The sequence below is a fragment of the Acidovorax carolinensis genome (genome assembly GCF_002157145.1).
Lineage (GTDB): Bacteria > Pseudomonadota > Gammaproteobacteria > Burkholderiales > Burkholderiaceae_C > Acidovorax > Acidovorax carolinensis.
The window spans coordinates 1828849-1845697 of sequence record NZ_CP021361.1; the positions used below are offsets into that span (position 1 = coordinate 1828849).

General features: G+C 65.9%; 13 protein-coding genes, 3 pseudogenes and 1 riboswitch. Of the genes and pseudogenes, 3 read left to right on the forward strand and 13 right to left on the reverse strand.

Going from position 1 to position 16849, the window contains the following annotated elements; genetic code table 11:
* Positions 1-136: 136 nt before the first annotated feature.
* Positions 137-991, forward strand: coding sequence for a bifunctional hydroxymethylpyrimidine kinase/phosphomethylpyrimidine kinase (gene thiD, locus CBP34_RS08580; RefSeq protein ID WP_094097786.1), 855 nt, complete (start codon positions 137-139; stop codon positions 989-991).
* A gap of 106 nt (positions 992-1097) precedes the next feature.
* Here thiD and CBP34_RS08585 read toward each other — a convergent pair whose 3' ends face one another.
* The 13 genes and pseudogenes from CBP34_RS08585 to CBP34_RS08645 form a co-directional block, all read right to left on the reverse strand.
* Positions 1098-2372, reverse strand: coding sequence for a purine-cytosine permease family protein (locus CBP34_RS08585; protein WP_086927495.1), 1275 nt, complete (start codon positions 2370-2372; stop codon positions 1098-1100).
* A 68-nt stretch (positions 2373-2440) separates the two neighbouring features.
* A riboswitch (TPP riboswitch) is annotated at positions 2441-2546 on the reverse strand.
* Positions 2547-2748: 202 nt separating this feature from the next.
* Positions 2749-3660, reverse strand: coding sequence for a bifunctional GNAT family N-acetyltransferase/nucleoside diphosphate kinase regulator (locus CBP34_RS08590; protein ID WP_094097787.1), 912 nt, complete (start codon positions 3658-3660; stop codon positions 2749-2751).
* A 298-nt stretch (positions 3661-3958) separates the two neighbouring features.
* On the reverse strand, positions 3959-5029 hold the full coding sequence (locus CBP34_RS08595) for an NAD(P)/FAD-dependent oxidoreductase (RefSeq protein WP_236748543.1): 1071 nt from the start codon (positions 5027-5029) through the stop codon (positions 3959-3961).
* Between the two features lie 35 nt (positions 5030-5064).
* A complete protein-coding gene (gene fdxA, locus CBP34_RS08600) occupies positions 5065-5394 on the reverse strand; it encodes a ferredoxin FdxA (RefSeq protein ID WP_086912250.1) in 330 nt (109 codons plus the stop codon).
* Between the two features lie 104 nt (positions 5395-5498).
* Positions 5499-6869, reverse strand: coding sequence for a sulfate adenylyltransferase subunit 1 (locus CBP34_RS08605; RefSeq protein WP_094097788.1), 1371 nt, complete (start codon positions 6867-6869; stop codon positions 5499-5501).
* Positions 6869-7831, reverse strand: coding sequence for a sulfate adenylyltransferase subunit CysD (gene cysD, locus CBP34_RS08610; RefSeq protein WP_086912252.1), 963 nt, complete (start codon positions 7829-7831; stop codon positions 6869-6871). The genes CBP34_RS08605 and cysD overlap by 1 nt, the downstream gene beginning before the upstream one ends.
* Positions 7832-7850: 19 nt before the next feature.
* Complete coding sequence (locus tag CBP34_RS08615; RefSeq protein ID WP_094097789.1) at positions 7851-8474, reverse strand: phosphoadenosine phosphosulfate reductase domain-containing protein; 624 nt, start codon at positions 8472-8474, stop codon at positions 7851-7853.
* Positions 8471-8878, reverse strand: a complete 408-nt coding sequence (locus CBP34_RS08620; RefSeq protein ID WP_094097790.1) for a DUF934 domain-containing protein — start codon at positions 8876-8878, stop codon at positions 8471-8473. Before CBP34_RS08620 ends, CBP34_RS08615 begins: the two co-directional genes overlap by 4 nt.
* A 5-nt stretch (positions 8879-8883) precedes the next feature.
* Positions 8884-10688: pseudogene (locus CBP34_RS08625) on the reverse strand (nitrite/sulfite reductase).
* Positions 10689-10703: 15 nt separating this feature from the next.
* Complete coding sequence (locus tag CBP34_RS08630) at positions 10704-11507, reverse strand: sulfite exporter TauE/SafE family protein (protein ID WP_094097791.1); 804 nt, start codon at positions 11505-11507, stop codon at positions 10704-10706.
* Between the two features lie 147 nt (positions 11508-11654).
* The gene (gene mnmC / locus CBP34_RS08635) at positions 11655-13616 is read right to left on the reverse strand and encodes a bifunctional tRNA (5-methylaminomethyl-2-thiouridine)(34)-methyltransferase MnmC2/FAD-dependent 5-carboxymethylaminomethyl-2-thiouridine(34) oxidoreductase MnmC1 (protein ID WP_094097792.1); all 1962 of its coding nucleotides are present in this window, start codon (positions 13614-13616) and stop codon (positions 11655-11657) included.
* A gap of 36 nt (positions 13617-13652) precedes the next feature.
* Positions 13653-14318 (reverse strand): trimeric intracellular cation channel family protein, encoded by a 666-nt coding sequence (locus CBP34_RS08640; protein ID WP_086914052.1) that lies wholly within the window; start codon positions 14316-14318, stop codon positions 13653-13655.
* 316 nt (positions 14319-14634) lie between these two features.
* On the reverse strand, positions 14635-14907 hold the full coding sequence (locus tag CBP34_RS08645; RefSeq protein WP_086912258.1) for an oxidative damage protection protein: 273 nt from the start codon (positions 14905-14907) through the stop codon (positions 14635-14637).
* A gap of 157 nt (positions 14908-15064) precedes the next feature.
* Between CBP34_RS08645 and CBP34_RS08650 the strand changes: the two are divergent.
* Positions 15065-16086 (forward strand): annotated as a pseudogene (locus CBP34_RS08650) (sulfate ABC transporter substrate-binding protein).
* Between the two features lie 70 nt (positions 16087-16156).
* Positions 16157-16745 (forward strand): annotated as a pseudogene (gene ssuE / locus CBP34_RS08655) (NADPH-dependent FMN reductase).
* Positions 16746-16849: the final 104 nt, after the last annotated feature.

The window sequence follows — 16849 nt, forward strand, 5'->3', positions numbered from 1 at the left end:
GTCGTCTCGTGGCTCCAGGGTCTTTCTCAGTCGCGCGCCACACTGGCGGGACACCCCTGTTTCGTCCGTAAGCGGGAATTACAGCATATCCCTCTGCGCGCCGAATTGACCTGGCGCATAGGCCATAATTTTTGCCATGACAATTCCAACGACCCCCGTTTTGGCGCAGCCGCGCTACGTGCGCGTGCTGTCCATCGCCGGCTCTGACAGCGGCGGCGGCGCGGGCATCCAGGCCGACCTCAAGACCTTCAGCGCCCTGGGCTGCTACGGCATGACGGCCATCACGGCCATCACCGCGCAGAACACGCTGGGCGTGACGGGCATTCATGGAGTTCCGCCCGACATGCTGCGCGCACAGATCGACGCCGTGGCGCAGGACATTGGGGTGGACGCGGTCAAGATCGGCATGTTGGCGACGCCCGAAGTGGTGCGCGTGGTGGCGCAGGCCATCCGCGCTCACCGCCTTCCCCACGTGGTGCTTGACCCGGTGATGGTGGCCACCAGCGGCGACCGGCTGATCGCCAGTGAAACCGTGGAGGTGCTGGTGAACGAGCTGTTTCCGCTGGCCACCGTGGTCACGCCCAATCTTGACGAAGCCGCGCTGCTGCTGGGCCGTGAGATCGAAGGCATCGGTGCGCTCGACGACGCCGCGCAAGACCTGCTGGCCCTCGGAGCACCCGCTGTGCTGCTCAAGGGCGGGCACCTGAAAGGCGAGCTTGTGGTGGACCTGCTGGCCACGCGGGGTGGCCTGCGCAAGCGCCTCGAAAGCGCCCGCATCGCCACGCACAACGGTCACGGCACGGGTTGCACGCTGTCGTCGGCCATTGCGGCATTTTTGGCACAGGGCCACGAACTGCCGCAGGCGGTGGAAAAGGCCCGCGCCTACATCCTGGGCGCCATTGCCGCCGGTGCCGACGTACACACCGGCCAGGGCCACGGGCCGCTGAACCACGGGTATGCGCCGGTGGTGCAGCTGGTTTTGCGCGGCTGAAGGCTGGTTTTGGGTGTTTTATGCCTCTAGCGCTTTTGGAATAAGCGCTAGCAGCTATCAAAAATGTAGTGAACTTGCGCAGACCCAGGCGAGCTGCCAGGGCTTCTCATGCCTGCCGTGGACGCGTCACCCAGGCCAGCAGAAAGCTCAGCACCAACGTCGGCAAGGCGGAACCCAACCCGGGCACCAGTTTGGGCGCCAGGTGATACATCGCAATGCCCTGCAACCACAGCACCACGGGGGTCGAATGGATGGGGCGGGCCCTTGCCAGCAACGCCGGTGCATTGGCGCCAAAAGCCAGGCGCCCCAGAATGACGCCGAACAAGGGCACGAACACCGAGCTCAGCAGCAGTAAAAACGGCTCCAGGCTGTGCATGGGCAACACCAGCGCCAGGGCAGTGCACAACGCCGTCACGGCCAGGCCCCAGCGGCGCACGCTCCAGCGCGGCAGCAGGCTGTGGGCTGACACGGCGCCCGAATAGGTGTCGCCATAGGCGTTGTCCACTTCGTCAATCAATATCAGCGACAGCGCAATCAGCCCGCCCTGGGCCAGCAGCAAGGCCTGCACCAGGTCCTTGCTGGGCAAGGTCAGCGCCACCAGCACACCGAGGCCATAGCACCACATGTTGGCCAGCGCATAGCCCAGCCAGGTGCCGCGCAGGGCGGCGCCGCCGCTTTTGCCATGGCGGGCGTAGTCGGCCACCAGCGGCAGCCACGAGATCGGCATGGCAATTACCAGATCGAGCGCGGGCAGCACGCCCATGCCGCCGTCACCCTTGCGGTTCCACAGCGCTTCAAAACCGTGGGCCTGCGCCAGCGACACAAACTGCCAGCTCAGCCACAGCAGCGACAGCACCACCAGCGGCAGCGCCACGCGCGCGATCACCTTGCGCACCAGTTGCACCATCGAGCCGCTGATCAGCAGCATCACCACGCCGCCCCACAGCAGCGTGGCCAGCACCGGCCAATGTTCGCCCGCCATGGTGCCCGACTGCTGACCGATGGCCACCGTGGCATCGCGCATCACCACCAGCTCGAACGTGCCCCAGCCCACCAGTTGCACGATGTTCAGGATGATGGGCAGCCCCGCAAAGGTGCGGCCATACACCGCGTGCATCAGGCCCGCGCTGGCCAGTCCGCTGTCGCAGCCCAGCCTGGCCACCCAGCCCAGCAAGCCAGCTCCCAGAATGGAGCCAGCCACGATGGCCCACAGGGCCTCCCTGGTTCCGAGGGCGGGCATGAGATAGGCGCCCACCTGCATCACCAGCAGGCCCACGCCCAGGCTGAACCACAGCGAGGCGTGGTCGTGCCAGCCAAAGACGCGCCGCTCGCTGGAAACGGGTGTCAGCGCCTCGTTGGCGGATGGGGTGCGGGTGCTCATGCGGATTCCTTGGCAGTGCCGTGCGTTGCAGCGCAAGGAAGACCCCGGCCACGCGCGGTCAAGGGCGTGAAATGAGGGGCGGGCTTCCCTGCGCGAGGATGATCTCAATCAGGTTCAAAGGGACTGTCTCAGCCCGTGCAGCATTGGCGCTGCCGGGCACCCCCAGCGGTGCAGCGCCTTGCGGCGGTGCGGGGCGCATTCTATCGGGGCGGGGAAATATGCTGTGGAGGGTGGCCAGCTATCGGCCAGGAGTCATTTACCCCGCTGCACTCCGTGACGGCGCTGTGCGTGCGTCCGGCACAATCCACTTGACCGCTGAATCTCAAGCTGCCCACGCGCCCACGCGCGATCTGCGGCAGTGGCGCAGTGTGCAGACTTACAGGTGGAAATCGCCGGCAGCTTCCGGCTGGTAAAGCACTTTCGCAATCCGGATATGGCAGGTTCGGTTCGGAATACGCCAGCTGAATGCATCGCCCGCCTTGTAGCCCAGGATCGCGGTGCCGATGCCGGAGCAAACCGACAGTTTCCCGGCTCGGTCGTCTGCATCCTCCGGGTACACCAGCGCCACTTCCATTTCCTGGTTGTCCACCTGCAGCAAGGCCTTGGAGTTCATCGTGACGACATCCTGCGCCACTTGCCGTGGATCGACGACGATGGCCCGCTCGATCTCATGCTCCAGTTCAAAAATATCCGAACCCCGTTCGAGCTCGACCAGACTCCTGAGCCGGGCCTGGTCGATCTCCGTGATGTAGATGTCGGAGGTGTGCGCCGCCGGGCTTTCGCGCAAGAGCCGGAAGTAGCGCTCCGAGTTCATGACGAGAGAATTCATCGCAGGCGTTTCGCCTTGCAGCAAGAAGCCGCTGTGCAGGAAGGCCTTCAGCGATCGCGCATTGTCGGGGTGAATTTTTGCGATGAGCTTCTCGGCACGCATGTCGAAGAACGCGAGCTTCATGCCTTCGCGGATGGCGCTGGCGCCGAGCTTGCGGCCCCAGTTGTCGCGGTTGCCAATGACCAGAACCATTTCGCAGTCCGGGCCTGCCTTGACGAGGCGCACGAAGCCAACCGGCACGTCCTGCTGGTCGTAGGCCATGAAGAACCGGCCACCCTGGTTGAACAAATGGGTCAGGATCGGTAGCTGGACCCGGCCGATGACCTGCTCGATGAACCGGGAGACGTGGCGCGAATCGCTCAGGTAGCGGGTGACGTCCTCGTCTTCCAGCCAGTCCATCAGAGTCAGCGCGTTGGCCCGGGTGATCTCGGGGCACAGAGAAATGAAAGGCTTGTTCATCTTCACCACCTTTGGTTTCAAGAATGAAAGCCTTCCATGGCCGCGGCCATGACGGTTCTTTCGCTAACCATTCATTTTACAGCGGTGCGCGAGCGGGGTAGTTCGACGCCATGCAAAGCACGTACTTTGCGTGCCGCAGATGGGCCTGTTGCGCCGAAAACCGTCATGCGTTGCACAGACCGAATTCACCGGCAGGCGACGGCGTGGGCCTTTGGTGTGAATTGCTGCAACGGGTCGAAACCCGCCATCGACCATGAAACCCGCACCCCGCACCCCCGCAACGGGCAAAACCCCGTTGTCAGTTCCCCGGTTTCCACACCCCCAACAACCCCTGCAATCTCTCGCTGCTCGTCGTGTACTCCAGCGGCAGCTTGTGCCCCGCCAGCCATTCGGCGGCGGCGAAGGCGGCGAGGGTGGCTTCGTGAAAACCGCTCAGGATGAGCTTGCGCTTGCCGGGATAGGTGATGGCGTCGCCCACGGCGTGGATGCCGGGCGTGCTGGTGGCGAAGGTGGCGGGGTCCACCACGAGCTGTTTGCGCTCTAGTTGCAGGCCCCATTCGGTAATGGGGCCCAGGCGCGGCACCAGGCCCAGGCGCACCAGCAGCAGGTCCAGCGGCAGGCGCAGCGGCTGGCCCTCGGGCGTGGTCAGCTCCAGCGCTGTGAGGCGCCCCTGTTCTTCGACGATGCCGCTGGCCACGCCGATGGCGACCTCGATGCGGCCCGCGGCGCGCAGGGTTTGCAGTTGCTCCAGCAGGGCGGGCGGTGCGTCGAATACGTCGCGGCGGTGTTGCAGCGTGGTGCGGGCGGGGCGTTGTGCCTCGGGGGCGGTGGCGCAGGCAATGGCTTGCTGCACGGCGGGTTCGTCGCCCCCGTGCACCACCACGCGCTGGCCGGCGAGGCTGGTGCCTTCGTCCACGCGGTAGCGCAGCTGGCCACCCTCGTAAGCCTCCAGGCCGGGCAGCTTGAGGGCGCGCGGCATGAAGGCGCCCACGCCAGCGGCGATGAACACGGTGCGCGCCAGCAGCTGGGTGCCTTGCGCGGTGCCGACGAGGAAGCCGCCGCCCGGCTGGGCCTGCACGGTGTTCACCTGCTGGTCGAGGTGGAACGTGGGGGCAAAGGGCTCGATCTGCGCGTACAAGCGTTGCACCAGCTCGTTACCGGTGCAGACCTGAATGGCGGGAATGTCGTAGATGGGTTTGTCGCCGTACAGCTCGGCGCACTGGCCGCCGGGGTGGTGCAGCGCGTCGATGACGTGGGCGCGCAGGCCGTGCAGGCCCAGCTGGAAAACCTGAAAAAGCCCGACAGGCCCCGCGCCGATGACGACGGCGTCAGCAGCAGTGGGGGCCAGATGGGAGGTGGCGGTGTTCAAGCGGTGGGGCGCAGGTATGGGCGCCGCGGGCGCAATCAGCGGATCAGGTCGTTGACCTTGCCGGGCTTGCCATTCCACTCGTCGGCGTCGGGCAGGGCGGGCTTGCGCTTGGTGATGCTCTTCCAGCCGTCGGCAAAAGCCAGGTCGGCGTTGAGCTTGATGAAGGCGAGCTGGTCGGCCGGCAGGTCTTCTTCGGCAAAGATGGCGTTGGCCGGGCACTCGGGGATGCACACGGCGCAATCGATGCACTCATCGGGATCGATGACGAGCATGTTCGGGCCTTCGCGGAAGCAGTCCACGGGGCACACGTCCACACAATCGGTGTACTTGCACTTGATGCAGTTTTCGGAAACGACGTGGGTCATGGCAGAAGTTGTGTGGGTCGGTGAAAACCCTTTATTTTAGAAGCTTTCACCGACGAGATTAGAGGGGCCTTGCGGCCAGTGTGGGTTCAGTGGATTGATGCAGGTCAGTTGATCAGCACCGCTCCGGCCGTCTTGTGGCTGGCGGTGTCCACCAGGATCAGCGAGCCGAGGACACGCGCCTTGCTGAATGCGGCTGCGGGAATGGCCTCTTGCAGCACGAGCTGAACATGGCCGATGGCGTTGGGGTCGAGCTGCGTGGCCGATTCCTCGGCCAGCGTGTTGATGTTGAGCTTGTGCACCACGGCTTTCACCTTGGCCTTGACCCAGCGGTGGCCATGCAGTGCCCAGTACACGCGGCCTGCGACCAGGGGCTCGTCGTCCATCCAGGCCACGGTGGTGCGCAGCTCGCGGCTGGCGGGCCATGCGGGCACGGCCGCTGGGGTGTCGCCAAAGTCGTCCTCGGCAGGGGTTGCTGCGGCGGTGGGCGCGGCCAGAATCCAGTCGCCGCGCGATACGTCCACCTCGCGGTCGAGGATGATGCCTGCGCTGGTGCCTGCGGGCACGTCCTTGGGGCGGCGGGCGTGGTCCAGCACCTGGGCCACCGTGGCGAGCTGGCCGCTGGGGAAGATCTGCACCGCCGTGCCGGGCGCAAAACTGCCGGCGGCCACGCGGCCCCAGAAAATACGACGACCCTGAGAGGTGTCGGACGAGGATGAGAACTTTTCGACCCACTGCACAGGGAAGGCCGGTGCCAGCGCTGTGTCGGCGGGGGTGTTGGGCAGTTCTTCCAATACTTGCAGCAGGGTAGGACCGTCATAGCCGCACCAGCCAGCGTGGGCGTTCACCACGTTCCAGCCCTTGAGGGCCGACACGGGCACCGTCGCGCGCACGGCAATGCCTGCGGCCTGGGCAAACGCCGCCAGTGCGCCCTGAATGTGTTTGAAGGCCAGCACGGGGTCTTGCACCGCATCGAGCTTGTTCACGGCAAACACCAGCGAGTGCACGCGCAGCAGGTGGGCCAGCAGGCTGTGGCGGCGGGTTTGGGGCAGCAGGGCGAGCTCGGGGTTTTTCCAGTCGAGCTTGGTGGCATCGACCAGTACCACGGCCGCATCGGCGCTGCTGGCGGCCGTGACCATGTTGCGGGTGTACTGCTCGTGGCCGGGCGCGTCGCCGATGATGAACTTGCGCGTTTCGGTGGCGAAGTAGCGGTAGGCCACGTCGATGGTGATGCCTTGCTCGCGCTCGGCGCTGAGGCCGTCGGTCAGCAGGGCCAGGTCGGTTTCACCGCCGCGCTGCACGCCGGCCAGGTGGTCTTGCAGCACGGCCTTGCTGTCCACCAGCAGGCGGCCGATCAGCGTGCTCTTGCCATCGTCCACGCTGCCGCAGGTGATGAACTTCAGCGCAGAAATATGGTCGTTTTGGCCAATAGCGCTTGATGGATAAGCGCTGGCAGCTATCGAATTGTTAGTGGTCATCAGAAATACCCGTCTTTCTTGCGCTTTTCCATCGACGCGTCGCTGGTCTTGTCGTCCATGCGGGTGGCGCCGCGTTCGCTCACGTCGGCGGCCAGGGTCTCGATGACGATCTCGGCCGGGGTGGCGGCGGTGCTCTCCACCGGTGCGGTGCAGGTGATGTCGCCCACGGTGCGGAAGCGCACGTCGCGTGTTTCCACCACGTCGCCTTCCCGTGGTGGGGTCAGCTCGGTCACGGGCATCAAGAGGCCCTTTTTGTCCACCACCTGGCGCTTGTGCGTGTAGTAGATGCTGGGCAGGCCGATCTGCTCGCGGTCGATGTACTGCCACACGTCCAGCTCGGTCCAGTTGCTGATGGGGAACACGCGAAAGTGCTCGCCGGGCTGCAGGCGGGTGTTGAACAGTGTCCACAACTCGGGGCGCTGGGCCTTGGGCTGCCATTGGCCGAAGCTGTCGCGGTGCGAAAAGATGCGCTCCTTGGCGCGGGCCTTTTCTTCGTCGCGGCGGGCGCCGCCGATCAGGGCGTCAAAGCGGAATTCTTCAATCGCTTCGAGCAGCGTGACCGACTGGTGCACGTTGCGCGATTCGCCGGGGTGCGCCAGGCGCACGGTGCCGCGCGCCATCGAATCTTCCACACTGCGCACGATGAGTTCCGCGCCCAGCTCCTGCGCCCGGAAGTCGCGGAAGTCCGTCACTTCGGGGAAGTTGTGACCCGTGTCGATCATGAGCAGCGGATAAGGGATGCCGCCACCGCTGGCCTTGGTGCCAAAGGCTTTTTCGGCGCACTTGAGCATGACCAGCGAATCCTTGCCGCCCGAAAACAGCAGGGCGGGGCGCTCGAAGGCGGCGGCCACTTCGCGCAGGATGAAGATGGTTTCTTCCTCCAGGGCATCGAGGTGCGAGTTGTTGAGGTGGTAGCTCATGTGGTTGTTCTGCAGCAGCGCAGCATCGGTGCGGGCGTTCATGGTGAGACGAGCGTTGGGGTTAGTGGGCGAGGTGCAGGCCGCACTCGCGGTTGTCTTCGCCCTTGGTCGGGTCCACGTAGTCGAAGTTGTTGGGCAGGCCGTGTTGCACGCAGTATTCGTGCAGGTCCTTGGACGACCAGTGCAGCAGCGGCGCGACCTTGATCAGGCCATCGGGGTTGATGCTCACGGGGTCCATCTGCGCGCGCACGGCGGTGTCGGTGGCGCGCAGCGCGGTGAACCACACCCTGGGCGCGGTTTCGCGCAGCGCGCGGGCGAAGGGTTCCAGCTTCACTTCAGCGGTGAACGCCGCGTGCCGCGGGTCATCGAGCGCGGGCGTGGGGCCGTCCACCGCCTCGCGGTGTGCGCGCGAGCGGCGCGGCAGGTAGATCTGCAGATTCAGGCCCAACTGCTTCGTCACCGCGTCGGCATAGCGGTAGGTGGCCTCGGTGTTGTAGCCGTTGTCCATCCACACCACGGGCACATGGGGGCTCACCTGCGTGACCATGTGCAGGATCACCGCCTCGAACGGGCGGAAGTTGGTGGTGACTATGGAAGTCTGGTCCAGGCCGAGTGCCCACTTCACCAGGCCGGGGGCGTCGTGGCCGAGCGTGGCGTTGATGTCCGCGAGATCGTGCTGGATCATGCGGCCTCCCGCGCAACCGTCCGCGCAAACAGGGGGCGCGGCTCCAGCGCGTCGCCCTGGTAGAAGGCACGGTAGCGCGCGAACTGGCGCTCGGCCGCCTCGGGGTTCTGGCCTTCGGCCAGCACGGCGCTGGTGAAGCCGCTGCGCGCCATCTGCACCAGTTGGTCGATCAGCACGTCGCCCGTGGCGCGGATGTCGCCCGCAAAGCCGTAGCGGCGGCGCAGCAGCACGGCCTGACTGAAAGCGCGGCCGTCGGTGAACTTGGGGAAGCTCAGGTCGATGCGCTCCACGCCCTGCAGGGCGCCGCTGGCGGCCAGCGCGGCCAGGTCGGCATCGTTGGCGATTTGCAGCAATTTTTCGGTTTCTGCGCTGGTGGGTATTGCGCTGGAAGCTATTATTTTCATAGTAATTACTCGCTTGCGTGCTCGGTAACGGTTTCTTCCTGGGCCTGCTTGGGGTGGCGTGCGCCGTTGGCGGCGGCCTTGAATGGCTCGTGGCCGATGCGGCGCAGCGCGTCGATGAAGAACTCGCCGGGCTTGCGCAGTTCGCGGAAGGTGGTGAGCACGGCTTCGATCACGTCGGGCACTTCGGAGGCCGAGAACGAGGGCCCCACCGCCTTGCCCGCCAGGGCCGGGCCGGACAGCTGGCTGCCGTCTGCGCCGCCCAGCGTGATCTGGTACCACTCCTTGCCATCTTTATCCACACCGAGGATGCCGATGTGGCCGCTGTGGTGGTGGCCGCAGGAGTTGATGCAGCCGCTGATGTGCAGGTCGATGGGACCCAGGTCGAAGACCTCGTCCAGGTCCTGGTAGCGCTCGGTCAGTGCCGCCGCGATGGGCAGCGAGCGCGCGTTGGCCAGCGAGCAGAAGTCGCCGCCGGGCAGGCGATCAGGTCGGTCAGCAGGCCGATGTTGGGCTGGGCCAGGCCCAGCTTGCGAGCGGCCTCGTACAGCGCGGGCAGGTCGCTCTCGAAGACCCAGGGCAGCATCAGGTTCTGCTCGTGCGTGAGACGCGCCTCACCGGCTGAAAACTGGTCGGCCAGCTGCGCCAGGGCGGCGATGGTGTCGGCATCGGCATCGCCAGGCGCGAAGCCCACGCGCTTGAACGACAGCGTGACCGCCTTCATGCCGGGCAGGCGGTGGCCGCGCACGTTCTGCTGCAGCCAGCGCTGGTAGAGCTGGCCGGAGGTGGCAACGCTCGACGGCAGGTTGGCGGGTTTCAGTTCGGGCACCACGAAGAAGGCCTGCACGCGGTCGAGTTCGGCCTGGGTGATGGTGTGCGGGGCGCCGTCCTGCTCCACGATGGCCTTGTATTCGGCCTCCACCGCGTCGATGAACTGCTGGCCCTCGGCCTTCACCAGGATCTTGATGCGGGCCTTCCACTTGTTGTCGCGGCGGCCGTAGCCGTTGTAGACGCGGATCACGGCCTCGATGAAGTTGAGCAGCTGGTCCCAGGGCAGAAACTCGCGCACCACGCTGCCAATGATGGGCGTGCGGCCCATGCCGCCGCCCACCTTGACGGTGAAGCCCACCTCGCCCGCTGCATTTTTGGTGGCCTGCACGCCGATGTCGTACCAGCCGGTGGCGGCGCGGTCCTCAGAGGAGCCGTTGAAGGCGATCTTGAACTTGCGCGGCAGGAAGGCGAACTCGGGGTGCAGCGTGCTCCACTGGCGCGCAATCTCGGCGAAGGGGCGCGTATCGACGATGCCGTCCTCGGCAATGCCTTCATACGCCTCGGTGGTGATGTTGCGGATGGTGTTGCCGCTGGTCTGGATGCCGTGCATGCCCACGCTGGCCAGCAGGTCCATCACGTCGGCGGCCTGGGTGATCGGAATCCAGTTGAACTGCACATTGGTGCGGGTGGTGAAGTGGCCGTATCCGTACTGCAGCGGCGCGGCGTGCAGCGTGAGGCCGGGCTGGGCGGCCTGCAGCTCGTCCTGGGTGGCCTGGGCGTGTGCCAGCAGCTCAGGGCTGGGCTTGTCGTAGTCGCGGGCGATGCGCGCCAGCATGCGCAATTGCGTGCTGCTGATCTCGCCATAGGGCACGGCGATGCGTGCCATGGGTGCGTAGCGCTGGATGTACCAGCCGTTTTGCAGACGCAGCGGCAAAAGCTGTTCGTCGGTCAGCTCGCCGCGCTGCCAGCGTTCGATCTGGTCGCGGAACTGCTGGGCGCGCAGCTGGACGAATTGCTTGTCGAAGTGGGTGTATTGGTACATGGGGCAATGAGCCTCTTAAATCAAAACGAGTTTGGCGCCCGCCCAGGCGAGCAGCAGTGAAAGGGCCGAGCGGATCAGGCGCTCCGGCGTGCGGGAAACCAGGCGCGAGCCCAGCCAGATGCCGGGCAGCGAGCCGGCCAGCAGTTGCGCCAGCAGTGGCCAATCGACCGAGCCCAGCGACGCGTGGCCCAGGCCCGCCACCAGCGTGAGCGGCACGGCGTAGGCGATGTCGGCGGCGATGATACGCGGCAGCGGCAGGTGCGGAAACACCAGCAGCAGCACGGTGACGCCGATGGCCCCCGCGCCCACCGAGGTGAAGGTGACCAGCGTGCCGATCACCGCACCCAGCAGCACCGGCAGGCTCCAATGGCGCGGCTCCGCGGCATTGGCTGCGTTGGCACGGCGCGCGGCCAGTTCTGCGGCCTGGCGTTGGGGCGAGAACGCCAGCACCTTGTAGGCCGTTGCAGCAGCCGTGAGCAACAGTGCGATGCCCAGCGTGCTGGTCATGAGATTTTGTGCCTGCGCCGTGGCCGGCCCCATGCGGTGCAGCAGCCACAGCGCCGCCAGCGCCGCCGGAATGCTGCCCGCGCACAACAGGCCCACCACGCGCCAGGGCACCAGACGCTGGCGCGCCATGCTCACGGTGCCGCCCATCTTGGTGAAGGCGGCGAACAGCAGGTCGGTGCCAATGGCCAGATGGGGTTTCACACCAAAGAAGAAAATCAGTACAGGCGTCATCAGCGAGCCGCCGCCCACGCCGGTCAGACCCACAATCAGCCCAACGGCAAAGCCCGCAAAAACAAACGCGAAATCATGCATGGCTGCGAATGTAGGGTGCAGGCTTATGAATGCAAACTATTGTTTTGTCCTGCCAATATGCTTTTTTGTTTATAAGCAAGGCTTGGCGCGGGTTTGCGAGCGTTTTGGGCTGGTGCAGGGTTTGTGGCAAGCCTGACACCTGCCTGCCTATTGCAGACGCTCGGTGCCCAGCGCTTTGGCAAGCTTTGCGTCCAGCGGCAGCGGCTCGCCCTGCAGGCGGGCTGCCAGCAGTTCGCCGCACAAGAGGGCCAACGAAAGCCCACGGGCCCCCATGGCCGTGCAGACCCACAGGCCCGGCAGGTTGGAGGCGTCGACCGGGCCCACGATGGGCAAGCGGTCTGGCGCAGTGCAGCGCACGGCAGCCCAGGACTGAACAGCGGTCTGTGCCAGGGGCCTGTCCGCAGGCGATGGGTCGGCGCCCGGGGTGGGCAGCACGGGGGCGAACGCGGGCTCCAGCTGCGGCGCTATCCGGGGCAGCAAGGCCTGCAACTTGGCCCAGTTGGTGGCGTGGGCCGCCCGTACATCGGCCGCGGCGGGCGGCAGGGCTTCCACATCACGTTCAAAGGTCGAGCCCATCACCCAGGCGGTGCGACCGCCGGGGCTGTCTTCCAGCGGAAACCGGGGAACCAGGTTGCCATGGCCATTGACCGGGAACGGCAGCAGCGGCGCGGCGGGGTGCGCGTGCAGGCCCCAGGACACCTGCCCCCGCACCGGCTGCAGGGGCCAGCGGTGGTCCAGCAGCTCCAGGCTGCCGGCGCCCGCCGCGATGACGAGGGTGGGCGCCTCGGCGAGCACCTGGCCCTGGGCGTCCAGCGCCTGCCACGCCAGGGGTGCACAACCCTCGGCGGCAGCCTGCTCGATGCGCCGCAACCGGGCCACGCGGCAATCCCCTTGCCAGCGGATACCGGGTTGTGACAGCAGGGCCTTGGCCAAACGGGCTGGGCGCACCCAGCCGGCCTGGTGGTGCCAGCAGGCCGTGGCATCGGGCGGCAATTGGGCCTCCGCCAGGGCTGCGGGCGGTGCGGGCTGGCTCCAGGCGGCACCGGGCCCGTCCATCCAGTCGGGGGCGAGCCCTGGCGTGCCATCGGTGCGGTGCTCCAGCACGCCGCAACGGGCCCAGTCCACGCCCTCGGTCAGCAGCCAGTCGGCCTGCTGCAGCGTGGTGCGTATGCCGCTGCGCGACAGGCGCGACAGCACGCTGTCGTCGGGCGACACATGGGGTGCAAACACACCGGCGGGCAGGGCCGATGCGCCCGCTGCTGGCTCGGTGGCCTGGTCCAGCACCACCACCTGCCAGCCGCGCCGGGCCAGGCTGGCGGCGGTGGCGGCCCCGGCAATACCGCCACCGATGATGATGCAGGGGCCGGGGGCCACCGGTGCCGGGGTGGCCTCGGTCTGGCGCGTGGTGCGCGGTTCCCAGCGCGGGTTGTAGATGGCATGCAGGTTGTCGCGCTTGGGCGGCACGCCCGGCACGCGCGTCACCTCGAACCCGCATTGCGCCAGGGCGTCGCGCACGGCGCGGGCAATGGTCCAGGTGGCCAGACTTGTGCCGCGCCGGCAGCAGCGCGCCACGGCCTTGAGCGTCTGCAGATCCCAGATCTCGGGATTGCGCTGGGGGCTGAAGCCGTCGAGGTAGATCGAATCCACGGTCAGGCTCTGCTGGCGCAGCAGGGCCTGTGTGTCGCCCACGCAGAGCGTGAGCAGCACGCGGCCTTCGTCAAACCGCAGCCGGTGCACGCCGGGCAGCAGGCCCCACCACTGGCGGTGCAACGCTTCGGCCATTGGCGCGAGTTCGGGATGGGCGCTGGTAGCCCGCAGCAGATCGGCCGCGCTGACGGGCCAGGCCTCGGTGGAGGCAAAGTGCAGCAGCGTGGGCCGCTGCGGATCGGCCCGCCAGGCCGCCCAGGTCACCAGAAAGTTCAGGCCAAAGCCAAAGCCGGTCTCCAGAATGCGCCATTGCGGTTGCCCCGCCCAGGCTTCGGGAAGGCCGCAGCCATGCAGAAACACGCGGCGGGCCTGGTCGAGGCCGCCGTTTTCGCTGTGGTAGCGGTCGCCAAAGCGCGGGCTGTAGGGGGTGCCGTCCGGCAGCCACTCAATGGGTTCGGACATGGTGCGTGTGGGAGCAGGAGGGTTGCAGAAGCGGCGTCATTCCCAGCGCTGCCGGTAGGAAAAAACGGGCAGGCGCCACTGGTAGTGCAGTGCCAGCAGCCGCATCGCAAGGCCGCCGGCAAAGCACACCAGCGTGCTGAGGTTGTTTTCCACCTCCAGCGTGCGCAGCCCCAGGAACAGCAAACACACGGCCAGCGATACGCTGGCGTACAGCTCGCGCCGGAAGACCACGGGCACCTGGTTGCACAGCACGTCGCGCAGGATGCCGCCGCTGATGCCCGTGATCATGCCGGACATAATCACCACCACGGGTGGGTAGCCCAGTTCCAGGGCCACGTTGCATCCGATCAGCGAGAACGCGATCAGGCCCAGGGCGTCCAGCAGCAGGAACACGCGCTTGAGCCGGTGCAGGGACCGCGCCACCACCGTGGTCAGCAGACCCGCGGAAATCACCAGATAGACATACTCGGGGTGCTGCGTCCAGCCGATCGGGTAGTGGCCCAGCACCATGTCGCGGATGGTTCCGCCCCCCAGCGCCGTGACGAATGCGATCACGCAGACGCCGAAAATGTCCATGTTTCGTCGGCCTGCGGCCAGCGCACCGGACATGGCTTCGGCCGTGATGGCCACGAGGTAAATCACCAGCAAGGTGGTGAATTGGGAGAGCTGGAACGATTCCAGCAATGACACCGACGGCAACATGAACATCTCCTCAAGGAGCCGGGCCTGGGCCGCCACCGGGCGACGCGGGCTCTACAACGACGACGCCCCCGTCACAGTGATGCAACGGGGGCGGCTGCAAAGGGGCGCTGCTGCAGCGCGGTGCTGCGTCAGGCGCTGGGCGGAACTTGGCCCGTCACAGCGTCTGCGCCGCCGCCAAAAAAGTGGTTTTAGCGAATTCTTTTCTTGCAGCGCTGCACTGCGTTATGCGCTGGGCGGGACATAGCCTGCCGCGGCGTCTGCGCCGCCGCCAAAAAAGTGGTTTTGGCGAAACCGCTTATCACAGCGCTGCATTGCATTACGCGCTGGGCGGGACATATCCCGCCGCGGCGTCTGCGCCACCGCCAAAGAAGTGGTTTTCCATCTGCCGGGCCAGGTACTGGCGGGCGCGGGCGTCGGCCAGGTTCAGGCGGTTTTCATTGACCAGCATGGTTTGATGCTTGAGCCAGTCTGCCCAGGCCTGCTTGCTGACGTTTTCCCAGATGCGCTTGCCCAACTCACCGGGGTAGGGCGGGAAGTCGAGGCCTTCTGCTTCCTTGCCGAGCTTGATGCATTGAACGGTGCGTGCCATGGGGTTTCCTTGTGATGGGGTGAGCAAAACGGGTTGCTCAGATGATTTGGATATAAAGAACTGAAATCTCAGTAGTTTCAGTTTTGAAGGGTGTCTCCCAGAATGCGTTTCATCGGTGATTTACACCGGTTCCGCATTCATACAAAGAGGCCCTCCAATGAACTTTCGCCGCGACTTTATCAAGTTTCCCTTTGCCGCTGCCCTGGCCAGCGCTTTGGCCCTGACGGCATTGCCGTCGTTTGCGCAATCCGTGACCTTGCTCAACGTGTCGTACGACCCGACCCGCGAGCTGTATGTCGAGTTCAACCAGGCTTTCGCCAAGCACTGGAAGGCCAAGTCGGGCCAGGATGTGACCATCAAGCAAAGCCATGGTGGCTCGGGCAAGCAGGCGCGCTCCATCATCGACGGGCTGGACGCCGACGTGGCCACCCTGGCGCTGGCTGGCGACACCGATGCACTGCACACCAACGGTGGCTGGATTCCGAAAGACTGGCAAAAGCGCCTGCCGCACAACAGCTCGCCCTACACCTCCACCATCGTGCTGGTGGTGCGCCAGGGTAACCCCAAGGGCATCAAGGACTGGGACGACCTCGTCAAGCCCGGCATCAGCGTGATCACGCCCAACCCCAAGACCTCGGGCGGCGCGCGCTGGAACTACCTGGCCGCCTGGGAATTCGCCAAGCGCAAGCTCGGCAGCGATGCCAAGGCCAAGGAATTCGTAGCCAAGCTCTACGGCAACGTGCCGGTGCTCGACACGGGGGCGCGGGGTCCACCATCACCTTTGCCCAGCGCAACCAGGGTGATGTGCTGATTGCCTGGGAAAACGAAGCCTATCTGCTCGAAAAGGAATTCGGCGCCAAGTTCGATGTGATTGCGCCGTCGATCTCCATCCTGGCCGAGCCGGCGGTGACGGTGGTGGACAAGAACGTGGACAAGAAGGGCACGCGTACCGTGGCCGAGGAATACCTGAAGTTCCTCTACACCGAGGAAGGCCAGGACATCGCGGGCAAGAATTTCTACCGCCCCGCCGTGTCTGAAAAGGCCAAAGCCAAGTATGCCAAGCAGTTCCCCATGCTGAACCTGTTCACCATTGATGCGGCCTTTGGCGGCTGGGACAAGGCGGCCAAGGATCACTTTGCCGACAACGCCAGCTTCGACCAGATCTATACCCGGAAATAAGGGTCAAATTGGCCTCCAGCGCTTATCCATAAAGCGCTGGCAGCTATCAAAATTGAATTGAAAGAACACCATGTCCGCCTTGTTGATCGCTGGTAGCCCCTCGGAGCGTTCGCGCTCTGCCGCCTTGCTGGATGCTGTGGCCCAGCGCCTGTCGGTGCGGGGTGCGCTGGTGAACCGCATCCACATCCGCGACCTGTCGCCCCAGGCGCTGCTGCTGGCCGACACCGGCCACCGCAGCATCAGCCAGGCCATCGGCCAGGTGGCCGAGGCCCGCGTGCTGGTGGTGGCCACGCCGTTTACAAGGCGGCCTACAGCGGTGTGCTCAAGGTGTTCCTGGATCTGTTGTCGCAAACAGCGCTCAAGGACAAAACCGTGTTGCCCTGGCCACGGGCGGCAGCCCGCACCACATGCTGGCGCTCGACTATGCGCTGCGCCCCGTGCTGCAGTCGCTGGGCGCCAAGCACATCCTGCCCGGTATCTACGCCACCGACTCGCAGGTCTCGGTGACGCCCGAAGGCGCCTACGAGGTGCACGCCGACATCGCCGCCCGCCTGGACGATGCCGTGAACGTGCTCATCACCGAAAGCCTGCGGCCCAGCCAGGCCCATGCCGGCCGGTTCGCCCCCATTCCTTTCTCACAGGTGCGATGTAGCGTCTGACGCAGCCGGGGCGCCGCCACCCGCGCGTGTCGCCCCTGCTGCTTTCTTCGTCCTTTCGTCTCGTTCCCTGGTTTTGCCCGATGTGATGGGCAGGGTGGGCTGTT